We start from the raw sequence: 26,057 nt of genomic DNA on the forward strand, positions 1-26,057 counted from the left end.
GCTCCCACAGTTGCATGGAGGGGATTGTGAAGGCACTCCGATTCGTCGGCGACGCGCGCGCCAGAGTGGACGATCTACCGATCCCGCAGATCGGGGCCGATGAGGTGCTCGTCGCATCGAGGGCCGTGGGAATCTGCCACTCCGACATCGAACTGCTCGAAGGCCGCTACATCATTCCGTTCCGGTATCCGGTGATCCCCGGCCATGAATGGGCCGGTGAGGTGGTCGAGACCGGCAAGGACGTGACGGGCCTCAGCGTGGGGGACCGGGTCGTCGGAGAGTGCGTGATCGGCAGCGACCACTTCGGGTTCAGCATCAGTGGCGCCGCGGCAGAGTTCTTCGTCGCCCGGCCGGAATGGCTGCACCGGATGCCCGACGGCATGAGCTGGGCGCAGGGCGCGCTGGTGGAGCCGTTCAGCTGCGGGTACTACGCCACTCTCCGGGCCGACGACCTCGACGCGGGCGACACCGTCGCGGTCTTCGGCGCCGGCCCGATCGGTCTCGGCGTCGTGGCGGCCGCCGCGGCCAAGCGGGCCCGCGTGATCATCATTGAGCCGTCAGCCGACCGCGCCGCTCTCGCCGGGAGCCTCGGCGCCGAGGTCCACCTCGACCCGACGCGGGAGGGCCTGGCCGACGCGGTGCTCGCCGAGACCGCGGGACGCGGCGCCTCCGTGGTGATCGAGGCCTCCGGGAGACCGGCCGCCATGGCGGCCGCCCTCGAGGTCGCGGCCTTCCGTGCCCGGCTGGTGAACATCGGCATCAACGTCGGGGACCGGGCCCTCGCCGAACTCGGGCTGATCCAGTCCAAGGAACTGCAGATCCGGGGGACCATCGGCTCCCCGGGAGTGTGGCCGCGGACCCTCGCCTTCATGGCCCGTACCGGCCTCGACCTGTCGCCGGCGATCACGACCACGGTGCCGCTGCCCGAGGCGGTGACCGCGGTGGAACTCGCGCACCACGACCCTGGGCAGGTCAAGGTGCACCTGGTCTCGGAGGCCGGTCGATGAGCACCCGGATGATGCGCGCGGCCCGCTACCACGGGCCGCGGGACGTCCGCATCGAGAGCGGCCCGGTGCCGGCCCCCGGCGCGTCCGAGGTGCTCGTCCGGGTGCTGCGTTCGGGGATCTGCGGCACCGACGCCTCCGAGTACGATCACGGTCCGATGATGGTGCCGCTGCGGTCGAGGCACCCCGGCAGCGGCCACCGCGGGCCGATCATCCTCGGCCATGAGTTCGCCGGCCTCGTCGTCGAGAGCGGGCCGGGTGCCGAGGGCCTGCTGGGCAAGCGGGTGGCCACCGGCGCGGGCGTCTCCTGCGGAGAATGCCGCTGGTGCCGCAAGGGCCGGACCAACCTGTGCGCCGGCTACTGGACGCTCGGGCTGAGCGCGGACGGCGGGATGGCGCAGTACGCGGTGGTTCCTGCCTCGACCTGCGTGCTCGTGCCGGACGACTGCGGTGACGATTCGGCGGGGCTGGCGCAGCCGCTCGCGGTCGGCCTGCACGCCGCGCGCAGGGCAGGTGTGGAGGAGGGCGACACGGTCGTCCTCGTCGGGGCCGGGGCGATCGGGTCCTTCGCCCTGTGCGGGCTGACCGGTCATCGGCCCGGGCGCATCATCGCTCTCGACGTGGACCCGGAGCGGCTGGCGATGGCCGGGCGTCTCGGCGCGACCGAGACCCACGACGTCGGCGGGCTCGACCCCGTGCCGCTCGTGCGGGAGCTGACGGGCGGCGCGGGGGCGGACGTGGTCGTCGAGGCGACCGGCGCCGACGGGTCGGCGCAGCGGGCCGTGCGGATGGCCGCCCGGGGAGGCCGGGTGCTGCTGGTCGGCCTGCCGCACGGGCCGCAGCCGATCGAACTGGCCGAGGCCACCCTGCGCGAGGTCGACGTCAGCACGACCGTCGCGCACGTGTGCGGCGAGGACATGCCTGAGGCACTGGACCTGCTGACGGACGGATCGCTCGCGGAGCTCGTGCTCGAGCGGGTCATCGGCCTCGACGACCTGGTCCCGGAGGGGCTGGACGCACTCCTGCAGCGCCGGCTCCGCGGCAAGGTCCTGGTGGATCCCTGGGCGTGACCCAGGCGGCCCGCCCGGCCTCTGCATGAGCTGATCGAGCGGGAAGCTCGGCAGCGGCATGTCCGCTGTCGCTGAACGCATGCCCGGGCGACGGCAGTGAACGGTCTCAGGGCGGCGACGGCCAGGTCGTCGCCGCCCTGATCCCGGCTGCCGTCCGGGCCGCAGTGGGTCCTGTCCTTCCTGTTCATGGCGTCCCTGTGCTCGATCGATCCGGCGACGCAATCCATGAATGTTCACGGTCAGCGCACTAAATGAAGTCGTGACCATCAACCTCTTGACGGGCCCACGGGGCAGTGTTCAGTATTACTCAACGCTGTTACGGGGACATGAACTGATTGATTCGGTCGCATTGCGGCCGTGAGCGTGGGAGGCACGATGAGCGAGATCAGAGGCGGCCGCGAAGGGGGCACCGCCGCGACCTCCCAGCAAGCGGACCCCCACTCGCGTCCGCCGGAGGTGAACATCCACCGCCGGCAGATCCGGGCCTCGCGCGGCTTGCGCACCATTCTCGTGGCGACCGCGGTGCTGTTCGCGATCAGCGCCCTGGTGCAGCCGGAGAGCATGAGCCGCAGCTCCTTCTTCGGAATGCTCCCGTTCGCGGCCGTCCTGGCCGTCATAGCGGTCGGCCAGACCCTGGTCATCCAGCAGGGTGGGATCGACCTCTCCGTGCCCGGCATGGTCTCCCTCAGCGTGATCATCGTTACGCACGAGCCCAACGGGGACAACGCCAAGCTGCTTCCCGCCGTCCTGCTGGCCTACGCGGTCGCCCTGGCCACCGGGCTGCTGACCGGTCTGATCGTGAGCCGGCTGCGGATGCCGGCCATCGTCACCACCCTCGGCACCAACGCCCTGCTCTACGCGGGTGTGCTCGGTATCTCGGGAGGTACTCCGCGCAACACCACCTCGGCGCTGCACTCGATCGTGGCCGGAGACCTCCTGGTCGTTCCCAACGCGGTCCTGTTCGCGATCGCCGTGACCGCCGTGGCCGGTTTCGCCGTCAAACGCTCGGTCGCCGGCCGCCGGTTCGAGGCGGTCGGCGACAACGCGGCCGCCGCCGGCGCCACGGGACTGCGGGTCGGCCGCCACCAGCTCGCGGCCTACGTCTGGGCCTCGCTGCTGTACTGCACGGGCGGGGTGCTGCTCGCCGGTGTGGTCACCGCGCCCAGCGCCTTCCAGGGGGATCCGCTGCTGCTCCCCTCCGTCGCGGCCGTCGTCCTGGGAGGTACCTCCCTGCTGGGCGGCAAGGGGAGCCCGGTCGCCAGCGCGGTCGCCGCGCTGTTCCTGAGCCAGCTCGACCAGCTCGTGCTCACGATCGGGGTGAACACCGCGGTCAAGAACCTGGTCGAGGCGGCGACCCTCGCTCTCGGCGTCGCCGTCTACAGCGTCCGCTGGAATCGGGTGGCCGCGCTCATCCGCCCCAGACGCCCCGTCTCGGCCCCCCGGCTCTCCTGACGACGCGGTACGGCGGCGCTCGCCGCCCCTGCCTCACCTCACCTCACCTCACTTCACCTCATCGAACGCGGACTCCCGCCTTCCGACCCTGCCACACGCTCACACCCCGTACCGGCGCCGTCGGGCGGTCAACAGAAGGGAATGGTGCACATGGCCAGAAAGCATGCGCACAAGCTGCTCGTCGCACTCGTCGGCGTCGGCACGCTCGCGATCAGCGCCTGTGGCGGTTCCAGCTCGGGCTCCGACTCCGGTACCGCCGGAGGGCCGGTCGGCAACGCACCCTCATGGTGCGGTTCCAAGAAGGCCAGCCTCGCACTCACCGACGGATTCGGCGGCAACAACTGGCGGCGGGTCACGACCGCCGAGGCCAAGGACGAGGTGTCCAAGTGCCCGAGCATCACTGACTTCTCGTACTCCGACGGGCAGGGCAACACCCAGAAGGCCATCTCCGACATCCAGGGTTACGTCGCCAAGGGCGTCAGCGCCCTGGTCGTGTTCCCCGACGCCGGCCAGGCGATGCTCCCCGCCCTGCGCAGCGCCAAGAAGGCGGGGGTGGTGACGGTGCCCTACCGGGTCAACCCCGGTGGCCGGCCCGGCACCGACTACGACGCCTTCATCGACACCGACTTCAAGCAGGCGGGCGTCCTGTGGGGCAAGTGGCTCGCCAAGACCCTCAACGGCAAGGGCAACATCCTCAACCTCGGCGGCCCCCCGGCCAACTCGCAGAGCCAGGCCGAGTACGAGGGCATGGTGAGCGTCTTCAAGGACTACCCGGGCATCAAGTTCGTCGGCCAGACCCCGTACGAGGTCACCAACTGGGATCCGGCCCAGACGCAGAAGGTCGTCACCGCGGCGCTCGCCAAGAACCCCCAGATCGACGCGGTCACGACGGACTTCGGGTCGGCCCTGGCCAGCTCGTTCAGCGCCTTCGACCAGGCCGGACGGAAGATCCCGGCGGTGGCGACGGAGGATTCGAACATGCTGGCCTGCCAGTGGCAGAAACGTAAGGCGGCCGCCCCGCAGTTCAAGCTCTTCACGGTCTCCTCGCAGAACGCCATGTCCCGGCTGGCCATCGACTACGCCGTCGCCAAGGCGACCGGAGGCAAGGTCCCGTCCTCGACGATGTACCCCCAGACCGCCTTCGAGGACTCGGTGAGCGGGACGCCCCACGCGCCGAAGTGCGACACCACGCTCTCCATGGACGCCTTCCTGTCCAGCTCGTTGACACACGACCAGCAGGCCGCGGCGCTCAAGTAGCCGCGGTCCCTCCAGCGGCCGTGGGAGGCCCCGCGTCACAGGCCTCCCACGGCCGGGACCATGCACTTCGGTAAGAGGTAGACCGTGGACATTGACACTTCGGTTCCGCTGCTCCGGCTCAGCGGCGTCTCCAAGAGTTACGGGGGCGTGCAGGCCCTGAAGGACGTCTCGCTCGACGTCCACGCCGGGCAGGTGCACGCCCTGCTCGGCGAGAACGGGGCGGGCAAGTCGACGCTGATGGGGGTCGCGAGCGGCACGACGGTGCCCGACACGGGACGAATCGAGATCGCGGGCGAGCACATCGCCGCCCTGACCCCGCTCCTGGCGACCAGCCTGGGCATCGCCATCGTGCACCAGCACCCGGCGGTGCTGCCGGACATGACCGTGGCGGAGAACATCCGCATCGCCATCCCCGCGGCCATCCTCGGCGCGGCGGAGGACGCCCGCGCCTGGATGCGCGAGCTCCTCCAGCGGGTGGGCGCCGACTTCGGGCTCGCGGACCGGGTGGACTCGCTGACCATCGCCCAGAAGCAGCTGCTCGAGGTGGCGAAGGCGATCGCCTTGGAACCTCGCGTGCTCATCCTCGACGAGCCCACCGCCCCCCTCGGCGCGGATCAGGTCGGGCTTCTGTTCGACCAGGTACGGCTGGCGGCGGCGCGCGGTACCGCGGTCGTCTACATCACCCACCGGTTCGCCGAGCTTCGTGAGGTCGCCGACCACGTCACGGTCCTGCGTGACGGGCAGGTGCGAGGCACCTCCGCGGTCGGTGAGCTCTCCGACGCCGACATGCTCCGGCTCATCGTCGGGCGGGGCCTGAGCTCCACCTTCCCGCCGAAGGGGGAGGGCCTGGACTCGGCGCCCGTCGTCCTCACGGTCCGCGGGCTGAGCGGGGCGGGTTTCCACGACGTCGATCTCAGCGCGCGACGGGGAGAGGTGGTGGGGCTCGCCGGTGTGGTCGGCAACGGCCAGAGCCAGTTCCTGCGGGCACTCGGCGGCCGCTCCCACGCGACGGGCGAGGTCGAGCTGGGCGGCAGGACGTACTCGGGCGGCCGGCTGGCCGCGCGGGCGGCGTACATGCCGGCCGACCGCCTCCGTGACGGGTTGTTCCGCACGATGTCGGTCCGCGAGAACACGGTGATCAACGCTCTGTCGGCCCTCGGCCGCCGGGGCATCGTCGATCCCGGCCGCGAGCGCGACGCCGTCCAGGCCGAGGTCGACAGGCTGGCGGTGCGAACGGCCACGATCGAGGCCCCGGTCACCTCCCTGTCGGGAGGCAACCAGCAGAAGGTCGTGATGGCCAGGGCCCTGCTCGCCGCACCGGACATGCTCCTGGCCGATGAGCCGACCCAGGGCGTCGACATCGGCGCCAGGGCGGAGATCTACCGCATCCTGCGCGAGGTCGCGGCGACGGGCGTACCGGTCGTCATGGTCTCCTCCGACGCCAAGGAGCTCGAAGGCGTCTGCGACCGCGTCCTGGTGTTCTCCCGCGGCCAGGTCGTCGAGGAGCTCACCGGGGCCGACGTCACCGAGGAGCGCATCACCACCTCGTTCGTCCGGGCGACCGCCCACCGTAAGGACGACCCGGCCGGGCGCCGCGCCACGACGGGGAGTCGCGGCTCCGCGACGGGCCGGCTGGCGAAGATGCTCAAGGGCGACTACGCGCCCAGCCTGGTGCTGGCGTCCGTGATCATCCTGCTGGGGCTGTTCACCTACGAGCAGAACGCCCGGTATCTCGCCCCCTTCAACGTCACGTCCGTGCTGACGCTGCTGACCGCCCTGGCCTTCATCAGCATGGGGCAGACCATCGTGATCATGACCGGCGGGATCGACCTGTCGGTCGGGCCCCTGGCCGGCCTGCTCGTGGTGGTGGCCTCCTTCTTCGTCAACGATCACAAGTCCGGCCTGGTGATGGCGGCGGCCCTCGCTCTCATGCTGGTCGTCGCCCTCACCACCGGCCTGCTCAACGGCCTGCTGGTCCGGTTCGGAGGTTTCACGGCCGTCGCGGCGACCCTGACCACCTACATCGCGATCCAGGGCATCTCACTTCTACTCCGCCCCTTCCAGGGGGGCTACATCAACGCCGACGTCTCGGCGTTGATCACGAAGCAGGTCGGTGTGGTGCCCGTGGCGTTCCTCGTGGCCTGTGTGCTCGGCGCCGGGCTCGAGGTCGTGCTCCGGGTGACGCGTGCCGGACGAGGACTGCGGGCCGTGGGCTCCGACGAGGAGTCGGCGCGCCGGCTGGGGGTGAAGGTCGACCGCGCCCACGTGCTGGCCTACGTCGCCTGCTCGGGTCTGACCTTCCTCGGCGCGGTCATGCTCATGGCGCAGATCGGGGTGGGGGATCCGGCCCAGGGCGTGGGCTACACGCTGACGAGCATCACCGCGGTGGTCCTGGGCGGCGCGAGCCTGCTGGGCGGCCGTGGCTCCTTCGTCGGCACCCTGCTCGGAGCCGCGCTGATCCAGCAGATCCTCAACGCCACCACGTTCCTCGACCTCAGCCAGGCCTGGCAGTACTTCTTCCAGGGCTTCCTCATCCTGGTCGCCGCCGGGGTGTACACCAAGGCCCGCCACGGCTCCCGCAGAACGGTGCTCGGCTGACCGGTCCGTGGGCGGAGGCCCCTCGAACACATTGCAAGGAGGCACAGAATGCGTGCAGCTCGTTTTCATGGCAAGCGGGACATCAGACTCGAAGACGTCCCCGAGCCGACCCTGAAGGCCGACGATGAGGTGCTCGTCGAGGTCGCGCACTGCGGGATCTGCGGTACGGACCTGCACGAGTACGTCGTGGGCCCCATCGTCACACCGACGACGCCGCACCCGCTGACCGGAGTCACGCTCCCTCAGATCCTCGGGCACGAGTTCGCCGGACGCGTCGTGGAGACCGGCCGCGAGGTGACCGATGTCGTGGTCGGGGACAGGGTGTCGGTCATGCCGGCCATCGTCTGCGGCCGGTGCGCGTTCTGCCGGCGGGGGCAGGGACACCTGTGCGTCAGATTCGCCTGTACCGGGCTGAGCGCCGAGACCGGTGGGCTGGCCCGTTACGCGGTCCTCAAGGAGTACCAGGTGACCCGGGTGCCCGCGGCCGTCTCGGAGCTCGCGGCGGCGGTCATCGAGCCGGCGGCCGTCGCGGCGTACGGGGTGGACCGGGGCGGTGTCGGCGGCGGCGACGTGGTGCTCGTCACCGGCGCGGGACCGATCGGGGCGCTGTCGGCGCTGTACGCGGACGCGCTCGGCGCCGGCACCGTGATCGTCGCCGAGCCGAACCCCGCTCGCGCGGCGTTCGCCCGCACCCTGGACGTGGGGCCCGTGCTGGATCCGGCGGACGAGGGCTTCGCGGAACTGGTCGACCAGCTCACCGACGGCCTCGGCGTGGACGTGGCGGTGGAGTGCTCGGGCTCCACTCCCGGTCTGGCCACCTGCATCAGCCGGACGCGGCGCTCGGGCACCGTCGTCCAGACCGGCCTGCACACCCGACCGGCCACCATCGACGCCATGGCCCTGTCGGAGAAGGATCTCTCCCTCATCGGGAGCTGGTGCTACCGGATCACCGACTGGCCGCGCGTCATCCGGCTGGTCGCGTCGGGGAAGTACCCGGTGGAGAAGGTCGTGACCGGTCAGATCGGCCTCGAGGAGGTCGTCACCAAGGGCTTCGACGTCCTCGTCGACCCGGCGGGCGACCAGCTGAAGATTCTCGTCACGCTGCCCTGACGAGGGTCCCCCCGCAGTGTTCGTCCATCCACAACATCCAATGCGTACGACCGTCGCGCCTGAGGCCGATAGTGCGCCGGCGCAGACACGGCAAGTGCGAGGTCCGTCGAGCCGCACGGCTCGCGGACCAAGGAGAGGGGCTTGACATGGGAACGGCCACGTTCGGAATGAACGTCGTTGACTGGGAGAAGCGCATCGACGTCGACCGCTTGCGCACCGAGCGGCTCGGCCGGCTCAAGGCGCATCTCGACGGTTCGGAGGTGGGGGCCCTCCTCACCTTCGACTTCCACAACATCAGGTACATGACCTCGACGCACATCGGTACCTGGGCGATGGACAAGCTGATCCGCTTCGCGCTGCTGCCCCGGGGCGGCGAGCCGGTGCTGTGGGACTTCGGGTCGGCCGCCCGGCACCACCAGCTCTCCGCGCCGTGGCTGGACTACCGCACCGGCGAGGACGTGGCCGAGGGGGCCCGTGGCACCAGCGGTGCGCGCGCCGGAATCTCGGTGCTGCGCGGTGCCTTCCATCCCGACGCCGGGATCGCGGAGGCGGTCGCCGACAAGATCTACGCTGAGCTGGAGCGGTATGGCCTGCACCGTGAGCCGATCGGCGTCGACATCATCGAGATGCCGATCCTCTCGGCACTGCGCGCCAAGGGGCTGGAGGTCGTGGACGGTCAGCAGGTCTTCCTCGAGGCCAGGCGCATCAAGACCGCCGACGAGATCGGCTTGCTCACCACCGCGGCGTCCATGGTCGACGCGGCCTACGACGAGCTCTACGGCTTCCTGCGTCCGGGTGTCCGCGAGAACGAGGCCGTCGGCCTGGTCTCGAAGGTGCTCTACGACCTGGGGTCAGAGCACGTCGAAGGCGTCAACGCCATCTCCGGGGAGCGCTGCTCGCCGCACCCGCACGTGTACAGCGACCGCCTCATCCGGCCCGGAGACCCCGCCTTCTTCGACATCCTGCACAGCTTCATGGGCTACCGGACCTGCTACTACCGCACCTTCGCCGTCGGCAGCGCCTCGCGGGCGCAGGTCGACGCGTACAAGCGCTGCCGCGAGTACATCGACGCGGCGATCGAGCTGGTCAAGCCCGGTGCGACGACGGCGGACATCGTGAGCGTGTGGCCGGCCGCGCAGGAGTTCGGGTTCGCCGACGAGGAGGCGGCGTTCGGCCTCCAGTACGGCCACGGGGTGGGCCTGTCCATCTGGGAGAAGCCCATCTTCAGCCGCCTCGTCTCTCTCGACCACCCTGAGGTGCTCGAGGAGGGCATGGTCTTCGCCCTGGAGACCTACTGGCCGGCCGCCGACGGCTGGGGCGCGGCGCGCATCGAGGAGGAGATCGTGGTCACCGCCGAGGGCGCCCAGGTGATCACCAAGTTCCCCGCCGAGGACCTGCTCGTCGCCGGGCGGCGCTACTACACCACGGGCGGCGCGCTCCCCACCGAACGCGACAGCCAGTCGCACGTCAACAACCGCCACCGCGCCGCGCACGACGGCTAGAAGCAGGGAAGGGGAGGAGACCGACGATGACGGGCAGGGTCGAGGGACGGACGGTACTGATCACCGGCGCGGGCAGCGGCATGGGGCGGGCGATCGCGATCGCCATGGCCCGTGAGAAGGCCCGGGTCGGCGTGCTGGACCTGCGCGGCGACGCGGCGGAGGCCACGGTCGCGGAGATCGAGGCGGCCGGCGGATCGGCCGTGGCGTTCACCGGCGACGTCACCCGGCGAAGCGACGTACGGCGGGCGGTCTCCGGTGTCGTCGAGGCCTTCGGCCGGCTGGACGTGATGTTCAACGTCGCCGGTTTCAACAAGCCCATGCGGCTGCTCGACGTCACCGAGGAGAACTGGCGGGCCATCATGGACGTCAACGGTCTCGGCACGCTGATCGGGCTCCAGGAGGCGGCCAGGCAGATGATCGCGCAGGGCGGCGGCGGTGAGCTCAGCGGGAAGATCATCAACACGACATCCATCGCCGGCCGTCAGGGCTACCCGAGTTTCGCGCCCTACTCCGCGAGCAAGTTCGCCGTCGTCGCGCTGACCCAGGCGGGCGCCCGCGGCCTGGCCCAGCACGGCATCACGGTCAACGCGTTCGGGCCCGGAGTGGTCGACACACCACTGTGGACCCAGCTCGACAAGGACCTGATGGAGATCGGCGACTCGGAGCGCCCAGGGCAGGCGATGGAGGACTTCTCGGCTCCCATCCTGCGTGGCCGCCCCGCACGCCCGGAGGACATCGTGGGCACGGCCCTCTACCTCGCCTCGGGTGACTCCGACTATCTCACCGGCCAGGTCGTGATGATCGACGGCGGGATGGTGCTCGTGTGACGGCCGTGGGCGGCCGGTGGGGCGACGGCTTCGTCAGGGGAGAGCGGATCAACCGAGAACGGCGCGCCGCGCCGCCCTATCGGTGTGCGGATCGCCAGGCGGCGCGGGCTCGCCCGGCGGCTTCGGCCGCCTGCCGTCTCCCGGCCTGATAGGCCGCCGGCCAGACGCTCCGGTCGCCCAGGTCGGGGCCGAAGACCTCCACCGCCGCCGGGTCGGGGACGATCCTCACGACCGGATGCCCGCCCGGCCCGGCGGTGTCGCCGCTCGCCTCGCCGGCCAAGCCGAACATGTGCGCTCCCGGCTCGAGGACCACCAGGACCCGGGCCCCCTCGGCCAGGTCCAGGTTGGCGCCCGCCCGCAGGGCGCCGTCCATGTACCGCCGGCCGTTGACGGTGATCGGCGGGGCGGCGCCGGGAAAGGCGGTGCTGGAGGCCACCGCGGCGGGCAACGGCGCCTCGCCGGCGCGGTCCCAGATCACGGGTTCGCCGGTTTCGATGTCGACCGCGGGGACGAGCAGCCTGCGCGAGGGCCACCGATGCGCGCCGATCAGGTACTCCATCTGGGCGATGTACCGTTGCTCGCTGATGGTCTCGGCGGCGACCGCGAGCCGGCCGGCCCGCCGCAGCCTCTCCACCGGGTCGAGTCCGGCATCGCCGAGCACCGCGAACACGGCGGCCTGCTGCCCGGGATCGGCGCGGCGCGCCGGACCGCCGGGGCGGGCGGGCAGGATGGCCAGCCGATCGAGGTCCCGGCCGGTGGCCAGCGCGGCCCCCACGATCGCCCCGGCGGAGGTGCCGATGATGAGGTCCGCCGCACCGAGATCCACTCCCGCGTGCCGCAGCCCTGCCGCCAGCCCGGCCAGCCAGGCCGTACCGACGAGCCCGCCCGGGCCGAGCACGACCGTCCTGCCGGCAGAGCCCGGCACCTCATCCGCCACGTTGCGTCCGCTCACCGGTAGCCGCCCCTCCGTGACCGGGTCCGGGCCACCGGCCCCACCCGGACGACGATCATGTCCCGGTGCAACGGTAGGTACGCGCCCCACGACCGCGTAACGGCCGCAGGACCGAAGCCGTTGCGACCATCGGCCTACGCCTCACGACGCCACCAGGGGCGGGGCGCTCAGCCCACCGCGACCCGAAGGAACCTGGGCCGGTAACGGTTGACGTTCTCCAGGATGTTCTGCAGTCCCTGGCCGCCGATGTCGTTGATGCTGTAGCTCAGCAGGAGGCCGGTCGAGTGGGTGAACTCCGGGTGCAGGGCCGGCATGTACGCCACGGTCTCCGGGGTGTACTCCGCGAAGCCCGCCGGTTTGGGATTGGTGGCCTCCGGGGCCACATAGAAGCGGTTCTTGCCGAACAGCACCGGATTCACCGAGGCCCGGGGATCGGTGATGTCACAGATGGTGTACATCGTCAGCTGGGCGAAGACGCCGACCCCCGCCGTCGGGTCCATCGTGGTCAGCGCATAGCGGGTGGTGCCGCCCACGGTGACCTCCTGTACACCGAATCCGTGCGCCACCCCGGTCTGGCCGTCACCGGCACCGGTGAAGGGGATCACGGGCTGGGCCAGGTCCTGCCGGCCGGCGGCCGTCCACGCGGAGCCGTTCCAGAACTGCCACTGCCAGGGGTCGTCCAGATCGCCGGCGGCCGCCCGCGCCAGGTAGGCGTTGCTGCCTCCGTCGCCGTTGACCGTCTGGCTGGACTCGCCCCAGATGTAGCGGTACGAGCCGTGCGGGACGACGGAGACGCCCCAGTAGATCTTCCCGCGCCCGAGGTCGACGGCGTCGAACCGTACGGGACTCCAGAGCGGGGCGGTCAGGTCCGCCGGATCGAAGACGGCGACCGCGTAGCCGAGGTCACCGCCGAACGGCGGATTGCTGTCGTCCTTCTCCAGCAGCATGACCTTGAGCCGCTGGGTCGAGGATCCGGGCGTGGCCGGCTCGACGGCGGCGCCCAGGAGCTCGTAGCGCTTGGCCGGGTGCTGGGGATGCCTGATCCAGGGCAGCGGAGCGCTCGCCGCTCCGCCGCCGTACAGCGTCTGGACCAGCCAGTTGTTCGTGGGCTCCTGGACGACGGCGCTGTTGCGGGCGAACTGCTTGCCGGGAGCGTGCCAGCGGTACGGTGCGCCGCTGGGGTTCGGCGGCGCCTTGACCTCGCCGAGCAGGGTGTCGTTGAACAGCCAGACGACCTTGTTCGCATTGGCTCCGATACCGCTCGGCAGTTTCACCGAGATGCTGCTGTCGGCCGCCGTCCAGTCGGTGAGGCTGCTGTTGTCATTGCCGTACCCGTTGAACAGGGGATTCCAGAACAGATCCTCACGGGTCGCCGACGCCGACAACGGCGCGCACGCGGCCGCCTGGGCGGATCCCGCGATGATCCCGCCGGGTATCAACGCCACGCCCGTGCACACCGTCACCACGGCCGCCCGAAACCGACGGAGCATCGTGTCCTCCTCGTGATGCTGGACCCGGGTCGCGCGTCAGCTCGCGGCGGATTTGATCTGGAGGGCCCGGCGATCGGCGTCGACCAGGAGCGTCAGCCCCTTCGCCGCTCCGCCGAAGCCACATCGGATCTTCTGCTCCTGCTTCCGCGATGCTGCGCCCTCGAAGGGAATGCCCATGTCAGCGGCCTCGTCCAGGCACTTCGCCGCACCGTCGTAGGCACCGCATGCCCGCTCGACCAGCGCGTGGACCGGCAGCAACCGGGCACTCGGCACGCCGATCCGGCCCAGCTCCCGGCCGCACCCACGAAGCTGCTTGGCGAAGGAGGCCATCGCGGCGGGAGTCAACTCGGTCGGGCTGTCGGTGACGACCTTGTTCATCTTCGGGACCAGTGCCCTGGACGCCTCGAGCCACCGGAGTTCCTGGGCGGTCAGCGGCGTGGGCGCCGCGCTCGCCGACGCCGTGGCGGCCGTCGTCGCCGTCTTCTTGGTGTGCGGAGAGCACCCGGTGACCAGCAGCACGGCGGCCAGCAGCGCGCCACCCCACCCGATCGACGCCCACCCGGCCCTGTTCGACATGACCGTTCCCCTCACCGGCCGCTCCAGGTGCCTGCCCGGACCTCGTGGTGAGCGGCGCGTCCACTCCTCTGTACGACTCCCCAGGGCCGCCCCCGGTTGTCAGCGCCCGCCCCCGAGCGCCGGCCCGTGACCCCCGGGGACCGGATTCTCGATCAACCGGCCTCCGGCGGGGATAACAACCTCATGAGTGAGCAGGGCGAAGAGAGGCACGCAGTCCCACCGACGCCGCCGCCGACCGGCCCGCGACTGCGGCGGCTGATCGACCTCGCGGCAGGACCGCCGTACCGCAACGCGCTGGTCGTCGTCGCCGTCGCCATCGCGATGGCGTCGCTGTTCGGTGCCTCCTACAGCCTCGTGCTCGGCAGGGTGACTCCGCATCATCTGCCTGCCGGGGTCGTGGGCGATCCGGCCCGTGATCCCCGGCTCATCGGGGCGTTCCAGCGGGCGACCCGCGGTGCCCTGGAATTACACCCCTTCCGCTCGGTCGCGGCCGCCCAGGTGGCGATCAACGAACAGAGGATCTACGCTGCGCTCGTCCTCGGCCGGGGAAGGCCGCTGCTGCTGGTCTCGAGTGCCTCCGGGGTCTCGGTCGCGCGGGTGCTCGAGCAGACCGCGATGCGGGCCGGGCAGTACGTGTCCCCTCCGCCGGTCGTCCGCGACCTGCATCCGCTCCCTCCCGCCGACCCGCAGGGACTCGTCGGCTTCTACGCGACCCTCGCGGCCACCATCCTGGGATTCGTCTCGGTCTTCCAGATCGCCACGCACGCGCCGCAACTGCTGCTGGGCGGCTGGCTCGCCGTCATCTTCGTGCTCGCGGCCCTCGGCGGGCTCGCGCTCGCGCTGGTCACCGGGCCGCTCATCGGCGCGCTACGCGGGGGGTTCGCGGAGATCTGGGGTGCTCTCGCCGCCGAGATCGCCGCAGCGGCCCTGTTCTGCCTGCTGATGCGCTGCCTGGTCGGGGGATGGGCGATCGTACCGACCTGGCTGCTGTTCGTGGTCTTCGGGAACACCTCGTCGGGGGGTACGGTCGCGCCGCCGCTGCTGCCGCCGCTCTACGCCTTCGTCGGCCGCTACCTGCCGCCCGGCGCGACCGTCGACATCCTCCGCAGAATCGTCTACTTCCCCCACGCACAGCACATCGGGCCCTTCCTCGTCCAGGCGGGCTGGCTCGTCTGCACTCTCGCGGCGTTGTTCGTCTGGGTGCGGTTCCGCGGCATGAGGCCGGGCGATCGATGACCGATGCCCGCCCGGCGATCCCGTTCCGTACACGGCCCACGGCAGCTCCCGTGGTCGCTGCGATCACCGCCCCTCGCGGCTCGCGCCGGGGCGGCATCCATGACAGCGGTCACACAGCGTCTTGATCCAGGCGCCCTGTCTGGCCTGCCCGGGGTCACCGCAGGACTCGCAGATGCCGGCAGACTCCTCCTCGGCGGCGGCGACGAGTCGCCGCGCCTGCGCGTCCTCCCGGGCGTGCTCCGCCGCCTGCCGCGGGCTTGGGAGCAGGCCGCTCCCGAGGTACGGCTCGCGCATCAGGCCGGTGTTGAGGTAGACGCGCAGCGTGCCGTACTTCTCCTTCACCTGCTGGACGCTGTATCCGGGACTCACCGCGAGCAACTGCTCGTGCAGGCGCATCAGCAGCGGATGCCAGCCTCGGCCGACGAACTCCAGGTTGCCGGGGATCTGTTCGGACACGTCTCGCTCCTCGTCTCGGGCCGGCTCGTCCCCCCGAAGGCCCCCGCCTGGAACATACGCGAGTCGCCCCACCGGCACGCGACAACGCCGGGCCCGGCCGGGCCCGGAGGTGAGAACGTTTTAATCCGGCCTGCTCAGGCCGGTCCCGGGCTCTCGTCCGGGCGGTGCACCGGACCGGTAGAGCGGCGGGGGACGAGTACGGGGTTGATGGCGAAGCGTACCGACGCCGCCCGGCCCTCGATCCGCTCCAGCAGCAGCCGCCCCACCGTTCTGCCCATCGTGGTGCCGTCCTGGTCGACGCTGGTGAGCGAGATGTTGGACAGGGCGGCCAGCCGGGTGTTGTTGTACCCGGCGACCGAGATGTCGGCCGGGACCGCCAGGCCGGCCTCGTGGACGGCGGCGAGTGCGCCGAAGGCGGCCAGGTCGGCGCCGGCGAAGATCGCCGTCGGCCGGGGCGACCGGGCCAGCAGCTCGCGCGCGCCGAGGTAGCCGCCCTCCTCGGTGTAGGAGGTCACCGCGACGGCGATGTCGTCGGCGAGCCCTCGGTCCCGCATCACGCGCTTGTAGGTCTGTGCCCGTATCGTCTGGAGCGTCGCGCCGGGACGGCGGCGGCTGCTGTCCTGGTGGGCGATGTGCGCGATCCGGCGGTGTCCCAGCGCGATCAGGTGCTCCATGACCAGCTCGACCCCGGCGTCGTCGTCGTCGAGCACCGAGTCGTAGACCGCCGACTTCTCGTGGGGGCCGAGCACGACGGTGGGCACCCCCTCCGCCACCTCCTCCAGCGGCGCCTTGGACGTGAGCGGGGCGACCACGAGCAGGCCGTCGACCTGCCGGTCGACCAGGGCGTTGATCGCCCGCGCCTCGGACTTCGGGTCGCTGCCTCCCTGGACGATGATGACCTGGTAGTCGGCGGCGGCGACCTGTGAAATGAGGCCGTCGACGATGTCGGGGAAGACCGGGTTCCTGATGTCGGGCAGCAGCACGCCGATGGTGAAGGTACGGCCGCGCATGGCACGCGCGGCGGCGTGCGGCCGGTAGCCGAGCTCGTCGATGGCCGCCTTGACCCGGTCCCGCATGGCAGGGCTGACGCCGTAGGCGTTGCGCAGCACCTTGGACACGGCGGTGGTGGAGACGCTGGCCTCCGCGGTGCGCGAGGCCTTCCGCGGCGAGTTCGTCACCCCCTCGGGCCGCCTGGCCGGCGACACGCAGACGGCCTACGCCCTCGCCCTGCACCTGAACCTGCTGGACGACGCCGGACAGCGCGAGCGGGCGGGCCGCCGGCTGGCCGAGCTGGTCGCCCGCGACGACCACCAGATCGCCACCGGCTTCGTGGGCACCCCGCTCATCTGCGATGCCCTCGCCGCCGCCGGCGCCCACGACACCGCCTACGAACTGCTGACCCAGCAGGAATGTCCCTCGTGGCTGTACCCGGTGACCATGGGTGCCACCACGATCTGGGAACGCTGGGACAGCCTGCTGCCCGACGGATCGGTCAACCCGGGGGAGATGACCTCCTTCAACCACTACGCGCTGGGCGCGGTGGCGGACTTCCTGCACCGCACCGTCGCCGGCCTCGCACCCGCGTCCCCCGGCTACCGGCGCCTCCGGATCGCCCCCCGCCCCGGCGGGGGCCTCACCCACGCCTCGGCCGAGCTCCACACCCCCTACGGACCGGCGTCGGTGGCCTGGACGAGCGCCGAGGGCAGCCTGACCGTCACCGCCACCATCCCGCCGGGTACCACCGCGGAAGTGGACCTGCCCGGCCCGGGGGCCGTCCCGGCGGAGGTGGGCGCGGGCACGCACGTGTTCCGGGTCGGCGGCTGACGGATCGCCTCGTCCGACGTCCCGGCGCGCCATGCCAGAAGGGCGGCCACGGGCCGCCCTCCTGGACCACGAAGCGGTCCGGCCGGTCAGCCCTGGCCGGGTGCGGACCGGTTGTGGTCGATGCTGCCGGGATTGGGCGGCGTGGGCGCCGGAGGGTCGCCGGCCTCCTTGTGGAAGCGGCCGTCCTTCATGATGTAGTGCAGCCGGTCGTGGTCCTGCAGGATCGTGATGTCGCCGAGCGGGTCTCCGTCGACGAGCAGCAGGTCGGCGAGGTAGCCGGGCTGGACCTTGCCGAGGTCGTCCGGCCGCAGCATGACCTCACCGCCCCAGGCCGTGGCGGAGATGATGGCCTCCATCGGGGTGAAGCCGAGCCGCTCGACGAAGTGCTCCAGGTCGCGGGCGTAGGTGCCGTGCGGGGTCCAGGCGAAGCCGTAGTCACCGCCGGGCAGGATCTTGACACCGCGCCGGCGCATCTCGCGGAGTCCTTCGGTGGCGATCTCCAGTTCACGCTTGTACCCGACGGCCTCGGCCGCCTCCTGGGGGAAGCCGAAGCTCTCGGCCTCGTAGAGGGTGGCGATCAGCCAGTTGAGGCCGGGGGCGACGAACACCCAGTCCTTGTTGGCCTCCAGCAGGTCCATGCCCTCCTCGTCGGTGAAGCTGGCGTGGTAGATGATGTCGACGTGGTGCCGCAGGCACATCTTGACGCTTTCGGCGCTGCGGGCGTGCGCGCAGACGCGCTTGCCGCGCCGGTGCGCCTCGGTGACGGCGGCGGCGACCTCCTCGTCGGAGAAGTAGGTGTCCTCGGCATGCTGGCTGCCGGTGATCTCCTCCCCGGTCATCGACAGTTTGATCTGGTCGACGCCGAGCTCGATGAGCTCCCGGACGGCCTTGCGCATGCCTTCGGGGCCGTCCGCGAACTTGGTGATCGACTTGATCAGCGCGCCGCCGGTGACGGCGATCTCCGGGCCGTTGGCCAGGTAGCGGGGTCCGGGGATGCGCCCGGCGTTGATGGCGTCCCGGCACACCACGTCGAGGCGGTCCTTGGCCGACGCGGCGCCCAGGCACATCGTGTAACCGGAGTCGAGGTAGGTGCGCGCCGACTCGATCGCGAACAGCAGGTGTTCCTCGACCGGCATGGTGCCCAGGCCGTCCAGGTCGGCGCTGTTGTTCCAGGTGAAGTGGGTGTGGGCGTCGCAGAGCCCGGACATCAGGAACCGGCCGCGGCCCTCGATGACGCGGGCGCCCTGGGCGGCGGCGGCCTCCACGGTGCCGACGGCGGCGATGCGGTCGTTCTCCACCAGGACGTCGCCCTGGTACGGCTGGGCACCGGTGGAGTCCAGGATGTTCACGTCGCGGAAGAGGACTCTGGTGATCGGGACGGGCATGGTGTTCTCCTCGCGGGAGCGGCGCATCCGAGACGGCGGGATGTGCCGGGGGTGGGTCGGTGAGGGCGCCCGGTGAGAACCGACGATCACTCATCTGTGCTTACGGGCTGTGTTGCGGTGGGCCGCCCGGACGGATTCGGATGGATGCGGCCGGGTGGCTACAGGAACTTCTGCAGGAGCTGGGTGACCGGGATCGCGGCTTCCAGGGCGGTCCAGTGGCCGACGCCGTCCAGGATCTCCAGACCGGCGCTCCCGTGCGCGGCGGCGAGGGCGGTGCTGACGGCGGGTGGCCCGACCTTGTCGTCCTGCCCGGTGATCAGCAGCAGGGGCAGGTGCGGGCTGATCGGCGCGGGGGTGGTGGCGCCGGCCAGCGCCTCGCAGTTGCGGGCGTAGCCCTCGGCGTCCTGCCGCATGATCAACTCGCGGACGAACGCGGCCACCTCGGGTCTCCGTTGCCGGGTCTCCTCCGACAGCGCGTTGGCGACGACGGCCGGTGCCACGGCCGAGGTGCCCTCGCGCCGCACCAGCGCGGCCCTGTCGTGCTGAGCCGCGCGGGCCTGCTCGGTGGGTTCGGCGATCGCGCCGAGCAGTGCCAGCGCCGAGACCAGGCCGGGCCGGCGGGCGGCCAGGCTCCGGGCGACGAGGGTCCCCGCCGAGTGTCCGACCACGGCGGCGGACCCGATACCGAGTTCGCCCAGCAGGGCCGCGAGGTCGTCCGCGTGGCCGTCGATGGTGACCGGACCGGCGAGCGGGGAGCGGCCGGCCCCCGGCAGGTCGACCCGGATGACCTGGAACCGTCTGGCCAGGTCGTCGGCTTGGACCTGGTAGAAGTTCGAGGTCCCGCCCAGGCCGTGCACCATCAGCACGGCGGGGCCCTCCCCGTTGATCTCGACGGCCAGTTCCCTGTCGTTGACCTTCACGTCTGTCCCTTCCGGCAGCGGTGCCGATCGGTGGTGCGGGTGCGGAGACGGCGCCGGTCAGGCGACGCGGTTGCGCAGGGCGCCGAGGCCGGTGATGGACACCTCGACCACGTCGCCGCTGACCAGGAACTTCGGCGGGTCGAACCCGATGCCGACTCCGGCGGGCGTTCCGGTGGCGATGATGTCTCCGGGCAGCAGGGTGATCCCGGCCGAGATGGTCGCGATCAGCTCGGCCACGTCGAAGACCATGTCCTTGACCGGCGCGGACTGGCGGAGCTCGCCGTTGACGCGGGTCCGTACCTCCAGCGCGGTGACGTCCGGGATCTCGTCCGCGGTCACGGCGTAGGGGCCGATCGGGCAGTGGGTGTCCAGGGACTTGCCCAGGAGCCACTGCCTGTGGTCGCGCTGCAGGTCCCGTGCGGTCACGTCGTTGACGATCGTGTAGGCCCACACGTGGTCGAGGGCGGTCTCGCGGCCGATGCCGCGGCCGCCGGGGCCGATGATGACGCCCAGCTCGCCTTCGTAGTCGAGCTCGCCGGTGACGCCGTGGTGCGGGTCGATGTCGGCGGCTGGCCCGGTCACCGACGTGGTGGCCTTGGAGAACACCACCGGCTTGTCCGGCACGTCGAGCGACCGCTCGGGGGTGTCGTATCCGCTGGCGCCGAACTCCGCGACGTGCTCGCGGTAGTTCTTGCCCACGCAGAAGACGTTGCGGCGCGGGACCGGGATGGGCGCGAGCAGCACCACGTCCGCCAGCGGTGTGGCGGGCAGCCCCGCCAGGCGCTCCTCGATCACCGGGCGCAGCTCCGCCCAGCCGGCGATCACGTCCAGCATGCCCGCCCCGGGGGGCAGCGCACCGCTGAGATCCCGGACGGTGCCGGCCTCGGGGATCACGACTCCGACCCGGCCGGCCTCGGGGCCAGGCGGTTCACCTGCCGTCGGGGCCGTGGGGGAGTCGGTGAACGTCACCAGCCTCATTGGTGCACCAATCTAAACCAATAGGTACCAATCTTCGGTGCCACCGACCATACGTCGCGGCTCGAAGCATGTCCAGGGCCGGATTGCGATCCGATGATTGGTCTCGATTGGTTCAGTCTGGGCGGCTATCCTGGACCGGTGACGACAACCGTGGATCACGCGCTGCGTGCGCTGCTCGACCAGGGCGCACAGGACGGCACGCTGCGGCCGGGCTCCAAGCTGCCCACCGAACGCGACCTCGTCGAACGGCTGGCGGTGCCGCGCAGCGCGATCCGCCGGGCCCTGGCCGCGCTGGAGGACGAAGGCGTCATCATCCGGCACGTCGGCCGTGGCACCTTCCTCGCCGAGACCCCCGCCCTCGGTCACGGCGCCCCGGACAACACCAGCCCCGCCGAGATCATGCAGGTCAGGCTGCTTCTGGAGCCCCAGGTGGCGTCGACCGCGGCCCGCCTCGCCACCCAGGCCGACCTCGACCGCATCACCCGGTGCCTGGAGAAGGGCGGCGCGAGCCTCGACTACCAGGGCTTCGAGCACTGGGACACCGCCCTCCACCACGCCATCGCCCAGGCCGCGCACAACGGTCTGCTCATGAGCGTCTACGACGTCATGAACGCCGCCCGTGCCCTCCCGGTCTGGGGCAGTCTCAAGCGCCGCACCTTCACCCCCGAACGCCGCGCCTGCTACCACGAGGACCACACCGCCATCGTCGAGGCACTGCACGACCGGCACTCCGACACCGCCCGCGAGGTGATGCGCGACCACCTCATCCGGGTCTCCGACAACCTCCTCGGCCGGCACTGACCCGGCGCGGCGGCGCGCCCCTGGAAGGGCGGGTCAGCCGGCGCTCTGGCGGCTGCGTCCCTGCGCGTCGTGCGGGAGTTCGGCGTAGTGCCACTGGTGATCTCTGGCATGCCTGCAGGCCACCTCGAGATCTCCGCCTTCGATCGACTCGAGCAGGTCCGCGTGGTCGGACGCGATTTTGTCGAGGTCCACTCCGGCGGCGAGGATCGTCACCGACGTGCGGGCCTCGATCTGGAGCGCCTCCCAGGAGGACTTGAGCAGCTCGTTGCGGGCGGCGTCGATGACCAGGCGGTGGAACGCCACGCTCGCCCGCGCCGCCTCCACGGCATCGGCCGCGCGGGCCGCCGCCCGCATGGCCCGCACCTCGGCCCGCAGTGCCGCCACCGGCATGGTCCCGGCGAGCATGGCGAGCCGGGTGGCCGTCTCCTCCAGCGCGGCGCGCACCACGTAGCACTCGCGCAGCGTCTGCTGGACGAAGTGCCGGACGAAGGTGCCGCGCCGCGGCCGGGTCTCGACCAGCCGCATGGCCTCGAGTTCGCGCAGCGCCTCGCGCACGGGGGCCTGGCTGGTGCCGTAGGTCACCGCGAGCCGGGTCTCCACCAGCCGCTCGCCGGGCTTGATCTCCCCGGACGCGATGCGGCTGACGAGGGAGTCACGGATCTGCCGGGACAGCGTCAGGCGTGACAGCTGTACGGGCTCGCCGGAGGTCATGCGGTCAATGGTAGCCAGGCGGCTGTCAGTGATCTTTCGGTCCATGGCCGCCCGGGTGGGCCTTGTGCGATTGTTAACCCGAGGTTACGTTAATCGATTATCGATAGTTTGTGCCGCCGCGAGAACGGACGAACATCATGATCACGGCAGTCCACGTGCCCGACTCCCTGGCGGATGTGACAACCTTCGCGGCCGGCGGCGGCCGGATCATGGGCGGCGGCACGGTCGTCATGGCCGAGGTGAACACCGGGCTCGTGACGGCGCCGGAGCTCGTCAGCCTGCGGAGGGCGGGAGTGTCGGGCATCGCGATCGACGGGCGGATGGCCCGCGTCGGAGCGACGACGACCTTCGCCGACCTCGAGGGATGCCCGGGGCTGGAGTTCCTGCACGCCGCGGTGCGCACCATCGCCTCACCGCAGATCCGCAACCAGGCGACCGCCGGAGGCAACCTCTTCGTCCGGCAACCCTATGGTGACTTCGCCGTGTGCCTGCTCGCGCTCGACGCCACGGTCGAGATCACCGGACCGGGCGGACCACGGCAGGCGCCGGTCCTGGACGTGCTCACCGAGGGGGTCGCCCGGGGCGAGTTCGTCACGGCCATGCTGCTCCCGGTGCCGGCCGCGGGGACCTGGTTCTACCACAAGGCCATGCGCCGCAAGCTCAACTCGGCGGCCATCGTCACCGTCGCCGCGGTCGTCGAGGTCACCGGCGGAATCGTCACCTCCGCCAGGATCGCCCTGGGCGGAATGGCGCGCCGCCCCGTCCGGGCCGCGTCCGCCGAGCGGGTCCTGATCGGCCGCGCGCTGGAGCGCGACGTCCTCGACGAGGCGGGCCGGGCGGCCGTGCAGGCCGACGTCGAGCCCTTCGACGACGCCTACGCCAGCGCGTGGTACCGCAGACGCGTCCTCCCGGTGCACCTCCGCCGGGCCCTCCTCGGCTGACCCGCTCCGTTCACGTAGCAGAAAGGCCTGATCATGGGTGCACAGATGGTCTCGCTCGTCGTCAACGACCGGCAGCGGGAGTTCATCGCCCGGCCGGGGGACTCGCTGTTGTCCATCCTGCGTGACGCGCTGGGACTGATGGCGGCCAAACGCGGCTGCGGCCAGGGCACGTGCGGCACCTGCACGGTGCTGGTCGACGACCGGCCGATGATGTCGTGCCTGGTGGCCGTGGAGACCATCGGCGGGGCCTCCGTCCGGACGCTGGAGGGCGTCGCCCGCGACGGCGAGCTCGACGAGGTGCAGAGCGCCTTCCTGGAGGACTTCGCCACCCAGTGCGGATTCTGCACCGCGGGGATGATCATGTCCGCCGAGGCGCTGCTGGACCGGGTGCCCGACCCGAGCCGCGACGAGGTGATCGAGGCCATCTCCGGCAACGTCTGCCGCTGTACCGGCTACGGGCCGATCGTCACCGCCATCCTGGACGCCGCGCGGCGCAGGAGGGACGCGACCTCGGGCGAGGCCGCCGGGTCCGCCCCGCCCGCCGTGCCCGCCGAAGGGGTGGGGGTCCGATGAGCTACCGCCTCGACCCGATCGACAAGAGCTACTTCGCCGACGAGCGCACCGAAGGCCTCAGCGTCATCGGATCGGTGGTCCAGCGCTCGGACGCGCTGGGACACGTGACCGGCCGCACCGAGTTCTTCGAGGATCTCGCGCTGCCCGGCATGCTGCACCTGAAGATGTTCCGCTCGCAGCGGCACCACGCCAGGATCGGCGGCCTCGATCTGACGGAGGCCCTCGCGGTGCCCGGCGTGGTCCGGATCCTGACGTACGCCGACATCCCCCACAATCTGTACACACCGTTGAAGCTGATCGGGGTCGGCCCGGACGACGAGCCGATCCTGGCCGAAGACACCGTCCGCTACCTGGGCGATCCGATCTGCGCGGTGATCGCCGAGACCGAGGCCGCCGCCTACGCGGGCGCCGCCCGGGTCAAGGTCGACTACACCGACCTGCCCGCCGTCTTCGACGTGGAGGAGGCCCTCGCCGAGGGTGCGCCGATCGTCAACGAGTACCACGGCCGCAACTACTTCACCTACGAGGGGCACCACTGCCGGCGGCTGCGGTTCGGCGACGTCGAGAAGGCGTTCGGCGAGGCGGACCGGGTCTTCGAGTGGCGCTACGAGTCCGCCCCGATCGAGCAGGCCCCAACCGAGACCACCGGGTGCATCGTCGTCCCGCAGGCCGACGGCAGGCTCCGCATCCACTCCGACACCCAGGCGTGCTTCTTCACCCTCGACAACACCGCCCTGATCCTGGAGACGCCGTTCAACAAGCTGCGCCTGGTCGGCGGGACCGTCGGCGGCGGCTTCGGCGGCAAGGTCGACGTCGTGGTGGAGCCGGTCACCTGTGTGGCGGCCATGCTGACCCACCGGCCCGTCAAGTTCGTCTACAACCGGTACGAGGAGATGCAGGTCTCCTCGCCGCGCGCCGCCGAGCGGATCTACATCAAGGACGCGGTGATGAACGACGGCCGGATCATCGGCCGCAAGGTCACCCTCTACGTCGACGCGGGCGCGTACGCCCGGCACAGCCCGTACGGCACCACCAAGGCGGCGGCGCACCTGCCGGGTCCCTACAGCATCCCCAACGTCTGGGCCGACTGCCACTGCGTGTTCACCAACCGCACCCCCTCCAGCGCCATGCGCGGTTTCGGCGTCACCATCGCCGACTTCGCCCTGGAGTCGCAGATGGACCGGATCGCCCGCGCGCTGGAGCTGGACCCGCTGCGGCTGCGCCTGCTCAACGCCTACCGCGACGGGGACCTCAAGGCCCACCGCAAGGTCGCCGAGGGCACGGCGCTGGTGGAAGTGATCCAGCGGGCCGCGGAGCTGGTCGGGCACGAGCTGCCCGACGCCTACCGCCGCATGTCGTCGACGACCCGAGAAGGGCTCTGAGCCATGGCCAGACTGCGCGGCCGCGGGTACGCCTCGGTGAACTACCCCACCGGCATGAACCTGGGCGGCGACCCCTCCCAGGCCCTGATCCACGCCACCACGACCGGCACCTTCGTGGTGTCGCTGTCCTCGGTGGACCTCGGCCAGGGCATCAAGACGATCGCCGCCCAGTGCGCGGCGGAGACCCTCGGCCTGCCCTACGAGAACATCATCGTCGACACCGCCGACACCGACACCGGCCCGCACTGCATGGGCACCTTCGCCAGCCGGGGCAGCCACCGCGTCGGCAACGCGGTCATCATGGCGGCCGCGGAGGCACGGGAGGTGATGCTGGAGGTCGCCGCAGAGGAGCTGGAGGCCGACGCGGCGGACCTGGAGACCGACGGCACGGGCTTCATCCAGGTCAGGGGAGCGGAGGAGAAGAGGATCCACATCACCGATCTGGCGCTCGCCGCGCACTTCGAGCACGGGCGCACGATCTCCGGCCGGGGCATCTTCCTGAAGGAGAAGAGCGAGCCCGTGCCCGAGACCGGCGAGATGGACCCCGACTCCTGCCACGCGCACGCCTGCACGGTCGCCGTCGTCGAGGTCGACGACGAGACCGGCGTGGTGGAGGTGCTGGAGATGCACAACGTCTACGAGGTCGGCCGGGCGCTCAACCCGGCCATGGCCGCCCAGCAGATCGAGGGGGGAGCCTGGATGGGGCTGTCCCACGCGCTGTTCGAGGCCACCGAGCCCTATTACCCGGCACGCGACCACGGGCCCCGGGATTTCAGCGAGTACCTGATGCCCACCGCGGCCGACATCCCCGTGCAGCACAGCGTCATCCTCGAACGCCCCGCCGCAAACGGTCCCTTCGGTGCCAAGGGCATCGGCGAGATGACGGCCAACGCCCCGATCCCCGCCATCGCCAACGCCGTCTTCGACGCCTGCGGCGTGCGGCTGACGTCCATGCCGTTCACCCCGGAACGGGTGCTGCGGGCCCTGGACGAGCTGCGCGCCCCTACCTGAC

The 26,057-nt window shown here is 71.2% G+C and carries 24 protein-coding genes; 15 read left to right on the forward strand and 9 right to left on the reverse strand.

Annotated features, from left to right (window positions below):
- Window positions 1-26 precede the first annotated feature (26 nt).
- The 8 genes from ACRYCC_RS31550 to ACRYCC_RS31585 all read left to right on the forward strand — a co-directional run bounded on the left by ACRYCC_RS31550 (window position 27) and on the right by ACRYCC_RS31585 (window position 10,820).
- On the forward strand, window positions 27-1,007 hold the full coding sequence (locus ACRYCC_RS31550; RefSeq protein WP_433817389.1) for a zinc-dependent alcohol dehydrogenase: 981 nt from the start codon (window positions 27-29) through the stop codon (window positions 1,005-1,007).
- Window positions 1,004-2,074 (forward strand): zinc-dependent alcohol dehydrogenase, encoded by a 1,071-nt coding sequence (locus ACRYCC_RS31555; RefSeq protein ID WP_433817390.1) that lies wholly within the window; start codon window positions 1,004-1,006, stop codon window positions 2,072-2,074. The genes ACRYCC_RS31550 and ACRYCC_RS31555 overlap by 4 nt, the downstream gene beginning before the upstream one ends.
- 375 nt (window positions 2,075-2,449) lie before the next feature.
- Complete coding sequence (locus tag ACRYCC_RS31560; protein ID WP_433817391.1) at window positions 2,450-3,526, forward strand: ABC transporter permease; 1,077 nt, start codon at window positions 2,450-2,452, stop codon at window positions 3,524-3,526.
- A 150-nt stretch (window positions 3,527-3,676) separates the two neighbouring features.
- Entirely contained in the window at window positions 3,677-4,783 is a 1,107-nt protein-coding gene (locus ACRYCC_RS31565; protein WP_433817392.1) for a substrate-binding domain-containing protein, read from the forward strand.
- A gap of 84 nt (window positions 4,784-4,867) precedes the next feature.
- Window positions 4,868-7,381 (forward strand): ATP-binding cassette domain-containing protein, encoded by a 2,514-nt coding sequence (locus tag ACRYCC_RS31570; RefSeq protein WP_433817393.1) that lies wholly within the window; start codon window positions 4,868-4,870, stop codon window positions 7,379-7,381.
- A 48-nt stretch (window positions 7,382-7,429) separates the two neighbouring features.
- Window positions 7,430-8,491, forward strand: coding sequence for an alcohol dehydrogenase catalytic domain-containing protein (locus ACRYCC_RS31575; RefSeq protein ID WP_433817394.1), 1,062 nt, complete (start codon window positions 7,430-7,432; stop codon window positions 8,489-8,491).
- 146 nt (window positions 8,492-8,637) lie between these two features.
- A complete protein-coding gene (locus ACRYCC_RS31580) occupies window positions 8,638-9,993 on the forward strand; it encodes a M24 family metallopeptidase (protein ID WP_433817395.1) in 1,356 nt (451 codons plus the stop codon).
- A 26-nt stretch (window positions 9,994-10,019) separates the two neighbouring features.
- Complete coding sequence (locus ACRYCC_RS31585; RefSeq protein WP_433817396.1) at window positions 10,020-10,820, forward strand: SDR family NAD(P)-dependent oxidoreductase; 801 nt, start codon at window positions 10,020-10,022, stop codon at window positions 10,818-10,820.
- A 76-nt stretch (window positions 10,821-10,896) separates the two neighbouring features.
- Here the strand turns inward: ACRYCC_RS31585 and ACRYCC_RS31590 are convergent, their stop codons facing one another.
- The 3 genes from ACRYCC_RS31590 to ACRYCC_RS31600 form a co-directional block, all read right to left on the reverse strand.
- Entirely contained in the window at window positions 10,897-11,772 is an 876-nt protein-coding gene (locus ACRYCC_RS31590; protein WP_433817397.1) for a patatin-like phospholipase family protein, read from the reverse strand.
- A 167-nt stretch (window positions 11,773-11,939) separates the two neighbouring features.
- Entirely contained in the window at window positions 11,940-13,262 is a 1,323-nt protein-coding gene (locus ACRYCC_RS31595) for a DUF5005 domain-containing protein (protein ID WP_433817398.1), read from the reverse strand.
- Window positions 13,263-13,298: 36 nt separating this feature from the next.
- Complete coding sequence (locus ACRYCC_RS31600; RefSeq protein ID WP_433817399.1) at window positions 13,299-13,838, reverse strand: hypothetical protein; 540 nt, start codon at window positions 13,836-13,838, stop codon at window positions 13,299-13,301.
- Window positions 13,839-14,021: 183 nt separating this feature from the next.
- Here ACRYCC_RS31600 and ACRYCC_RS31605 point away from each other — a divergent pair, with 183 nt between their 5' ends.
- Complete coding sequence (locus tag ACRYCC_RS31605) at window positions 14,022-15,074, forward strand: ABC transporter permease (protein WP_433817400.1); 1,053 nt, start codon at window positions 14,022-14,024, stop codon at window positions 15,072-15,074.
- Window positions 15,075-15,137: 63 nt separating this feature from the next.
- Here ACRYCC_RS31605 and ACRYCC_RS31610 read toward each other — a convergent pair whose 3' ends face one another.
- Both ACRYCC_RS31610 and ACRYCC_RS31615 read right to left on the reverse strand, forming a co-directional pair.
- Window positions 15,138-15,530, reverse strand: coding sequence for a hypothetical protein (locus tag ACRYCC_RS31610; protein ID WP_433817401.1), 393 nt, complete (start codon window positions 15,528-15,530; stop codon window positions 15,138-15,140).
- Window positions 15,531-15,664: 134 nt separating this feature from the next.
- A complete protein-coding gene (locus tag ACRYCC_RS31615; RefSeq protein WP_433817402.1) occupies window positions 15,665-16,648 on the reverse strand; it encodes a LacI family DNA-binding transcriptional regulator in 984 nt (327 codons plus the stop codon).
- On the opposite strand from ACRYCC_RS31615, the gene ACRYCC_RS31620 reads away from it, so the two are divergent.
- A complete protein-coding gene (locus tag ACRYCC_RS31620) occupies window positions 16,629-17,354 on the forward strand; it encodes an alpha-L-rhamnosidase-related protein (protein ID WP_433817403.1) in 726 nt (241 codons plus the stop codon). The two genes, ACRYCC_RS31615 and ACRYCC_RS31620, sit on opposite strands and share 20 nt — an antisense overlap.
- An 86-nt stretch (window positions 17,355-17,440) precedes the next feature.
- Here the strand turns inward: ACRYCC_RS31620 and ACRYCC_RS31625 are convergent, their stop codons facing one another.
- The 3 genes from ACRYCC_RS31625 to ACRYCC_RS31635 form a co-directional block, all read right to left on the reverse strand.
- Window positions 17,441-18,739 carry a metal-dependent hydrolase family protein gene (locus ACRYCC_RS31625; protein WP_433817404.1) on the reverse strand — a complete coding sequence of 433 codons (1,299 nt, stop codon included), beginning with the start codon at window positions 18,737-18,739 and terminating at the stop codon, window positions 17,441-17,443.
- Between the two features lie 158 nt (window positions 18,740-18,897).
- Window positions 18,898-19,659 carry an alpha/beta fold hydrolase gene (locus tag ACRYCC_RS31630; protein WP_433817405.1) on the reverse strand — a complete coding sequence of 254 codons (762 nt, stop codon included), beginning with the start codon at window positions 19,657-19,659 and terminating at the stop codon, window positions 18,898-18,900.
- A gap of 57 nt (window positions 19,660-19,716) precedes the next feature.
- Entirely contained in the window at window positions 19,717-20,637 is a 921-nt protein-coding gene (locus ACRYCC_RS31635; protein ID WP_433817406.1) for a fumarylacetoacetate hydrolase family protein, read from the reverse strand.
- A gap of 138 nt (window positions 20,638-20,775) precedes the next feature.
- Here ACRYCC_RS31635 and ACRYCC_RS31640 point away from each other — a divergent pair, with 138 nt between their 5' ends.
- The gene (locus tag ACRYCC_RS31640) at window positions 20,776-21,438 is read left to right on the forward strand and encodes a FadR/GntR family transcriptional regulator (protein ID WP_433817407.1); all 663 of its coding nucleotides are present in this window, start codon (window positions 20,776-20,778) and stop codon (window positions 21,436-21,438) included.
- 33 nt (window positions 21,439-21,471) lie between these two features.
- Here ACRYCC_RS31640 and ACRYCC_RS31645 read toward each other — a convergent pair whose 3' ends face one another.
- A complete protein-coding gene (locus tag ACRYCC_RS31645) occupies window positions 21,472-22,149 on the reverse strand; it encodes a GntR family transcriptional regulator (protein ID WP_433817408.1) in 678 nt (225 codons plus the stop codon).
- Window positions 22,150-22,286: 137 nt separating this feature from the next.
- Between ACRYCC_RS31645 and ACRYCC_RS31650 the strand changes: the two genes are divergently transcribed.
- From ACRYCC_RS31650 to ACRYCC_RS31665, 4 genes are read left to right on the forward strand one after another with little or no spacing between them, the layout of a single operon-like run.
- A complete protein-coding gene (locus ACRYCC_RS31650; protein ID WP_433817409.1) occupies window positions 22,287-23,090 on the forward strand; it encodes an FAD binding domain-containing protein in 804 nt (267 codons plus the stop codon).
- 33 nt (window positions 23,091-23,123) lie between these two features.
- Entirely contained in the window at window positions 23,124-23,663 is a 540-nt protein-coding gene (locus ACRYCC_RS31655) for a (2Fe-2S)-binding protein (RefSeq protein WP_433817410.1), read from the forward strand.
- Window positions 23,660-25,045 carry a xanthine dehydrogenase family protein molybdopterin-binding subunit gene (locus tag ACRYCC_RS31660; protein WP_433817411.1) on the forward strand — a complete coding sequence of 462 codons (1,386 nt, stop codon included), beginning with the start codon at window positions 23,660-23,662 and terminating at the stop codon, window positions 25,043-25,045. The genes ACRYCC_RS31655 and ACRYCC_RS31660 overlap by 4 nt, the downstream gene beginning before the upstream one ends.
- A 3-nt stretch (window positions 25,046-25,048) precedes the next feature.
- Complete coding sequence (locus tag ACRYCC_RS31665) at window positions 25,049-26,056, forward strand: xanthine dehydrogenase family protein molybdopterin-binding subunit (RefSeq protein ID WP_433817412.1); 1,008 nt, start codon at window positions 25,049-25,051, stop codon at window positions 26,054-26,056.
- The last annotated feature ends 1 nt before the right edge of the window (window position 26,057 follow it).

The sequence above is a fragment of the Actinomadura scrupuli genome, from assembly GCF_050971785.1.
Lineage (GTDB): Bacteria > Actinomycetota > Actinomycetes > Streptosporangiales > Streptosporangiaceae > Actinomadura_E > Actinomadura_E scrupuli.

Excerpts from the sequence above, each read along its gene's own strand:
- ACRYCC_RS31555 (WP_433817390.1), top strand. The coding sequence starts at position 1,004 with ATGAGCACCCGGATGATGCGCGCGGCCCGCTACCACGGGCCGCGGGAC.
- ACRYCC_RS31605 (WP_433817400.1), top strand. The coding sequence starts at position 14,022 with ATGAGTGAGCAGGGCGAAGAGAGGCACGCAGTCCCACCGACGCCGCCG.
- ACRYCC_RS31655 (WP_433817410.1), top strand. The coding sequence starts at position 23,124 with ATGGGTGCACAGATGGTCTCGCTCGTCGTCAACGACCGGCAGCGGGAG.
- ACRYCC_RS31585 (WP_433817396.1), top strand. The coding sequence starts at position 10,020 with ATGACGGGCAGGGTCGAGGGACGGACGGTACTGATCACCGGCGCGGGC.
- ACRYCC_RS31595 (WP_433817398.1), bottom strand. The coding sequence starts at position 13,262 with ATGCTCCGTCGGTTTCGGGCGGCCGTGGTGACGGTGTGCACGGGCGTG.
- ACRYCC_RS31650 (WP_433817409.1), top strand. The coding sequence starts at position 22,287 with ATGATCACGGCAGTCCACGTGCCCGACTCCCTGGCGGATGTGACAACC.
- ACRYCC_RS31665 (WP_433817412.1), top strand. The coding sequence starts at position 25,049 with ATGGCCAGACTGCGCGGCCGCGGGTACGCCTCGGTGAACTACCCCACC.
- ACRYCC_RS31600 (WP_433817399.1), bottom strand. The coding sequence starts at position 13,838 with ATGTCGAACAGGGCCGGGTGGGCGTCGATCGGGTGGGGTGGCGCGCTG.
- ACRYCC_RS31560 (WP_433817391.1), top strand. The coding sequence starts at position 2,450 with ATGAGCGAGATCAGAGGCGGCCGCGAAGGGGGCACCGCCGCGACCTCC.
- ACRYCC_RS31565 (WP_433817392.1), top strand. The coding sequence starts at position 3,677 with ATGGCCAGAAAGCATGCGCACAAGCTGCTCGTCGCACTCGTCGGCGTC.
- ACRYCC_RS31635 (WP_433817406.1), bottom strand. The coding sequence starts at position 20,637 with ATGAGGCTGGTGACGTTCACCGACTCCCCCACGGCCCCGACGGCAGGT.
- ACRYCC_RS31645 (WP_433817408.1), bottom strand. The coding sequence starts at position 22,149 with ATGACCTCCGGCGAGCCCGTACAGCTGTCACGCCTGACGCTGTCCCGG.
- ACRYCC_RS31625 (WP_433817404.1), bottom strand. The coding sequence starts at position 18,739 with ATGCCCGTCCCGATCACCAGAGTCCTCTTCCGCGACGTGAACATCCTG.
- ACRYCC_RS31575 (WP_433817394.1), top strand. The coding sequence starts at position 7,430 with ATGCGTGCAGCTCGTTTTCATGGCAAGCGGGACATCAGACTCGAAGAC.
- ACRYCC_RS31660 (WP_433817411.1), top strand. The coding sequence starts at position 23,660 with ATGAGCTACCGCCTCGACCCGATCGACAAGAGCTACTTCGCCGACGAG.
- ACRYCC_RS31580 (WP_433817395.1), top strand. The coding sequence starts at position 8,638 with ATGGGAACGGCCACGTTCGGAATGAACGTCGTTGACTGGGAGAAGCGC.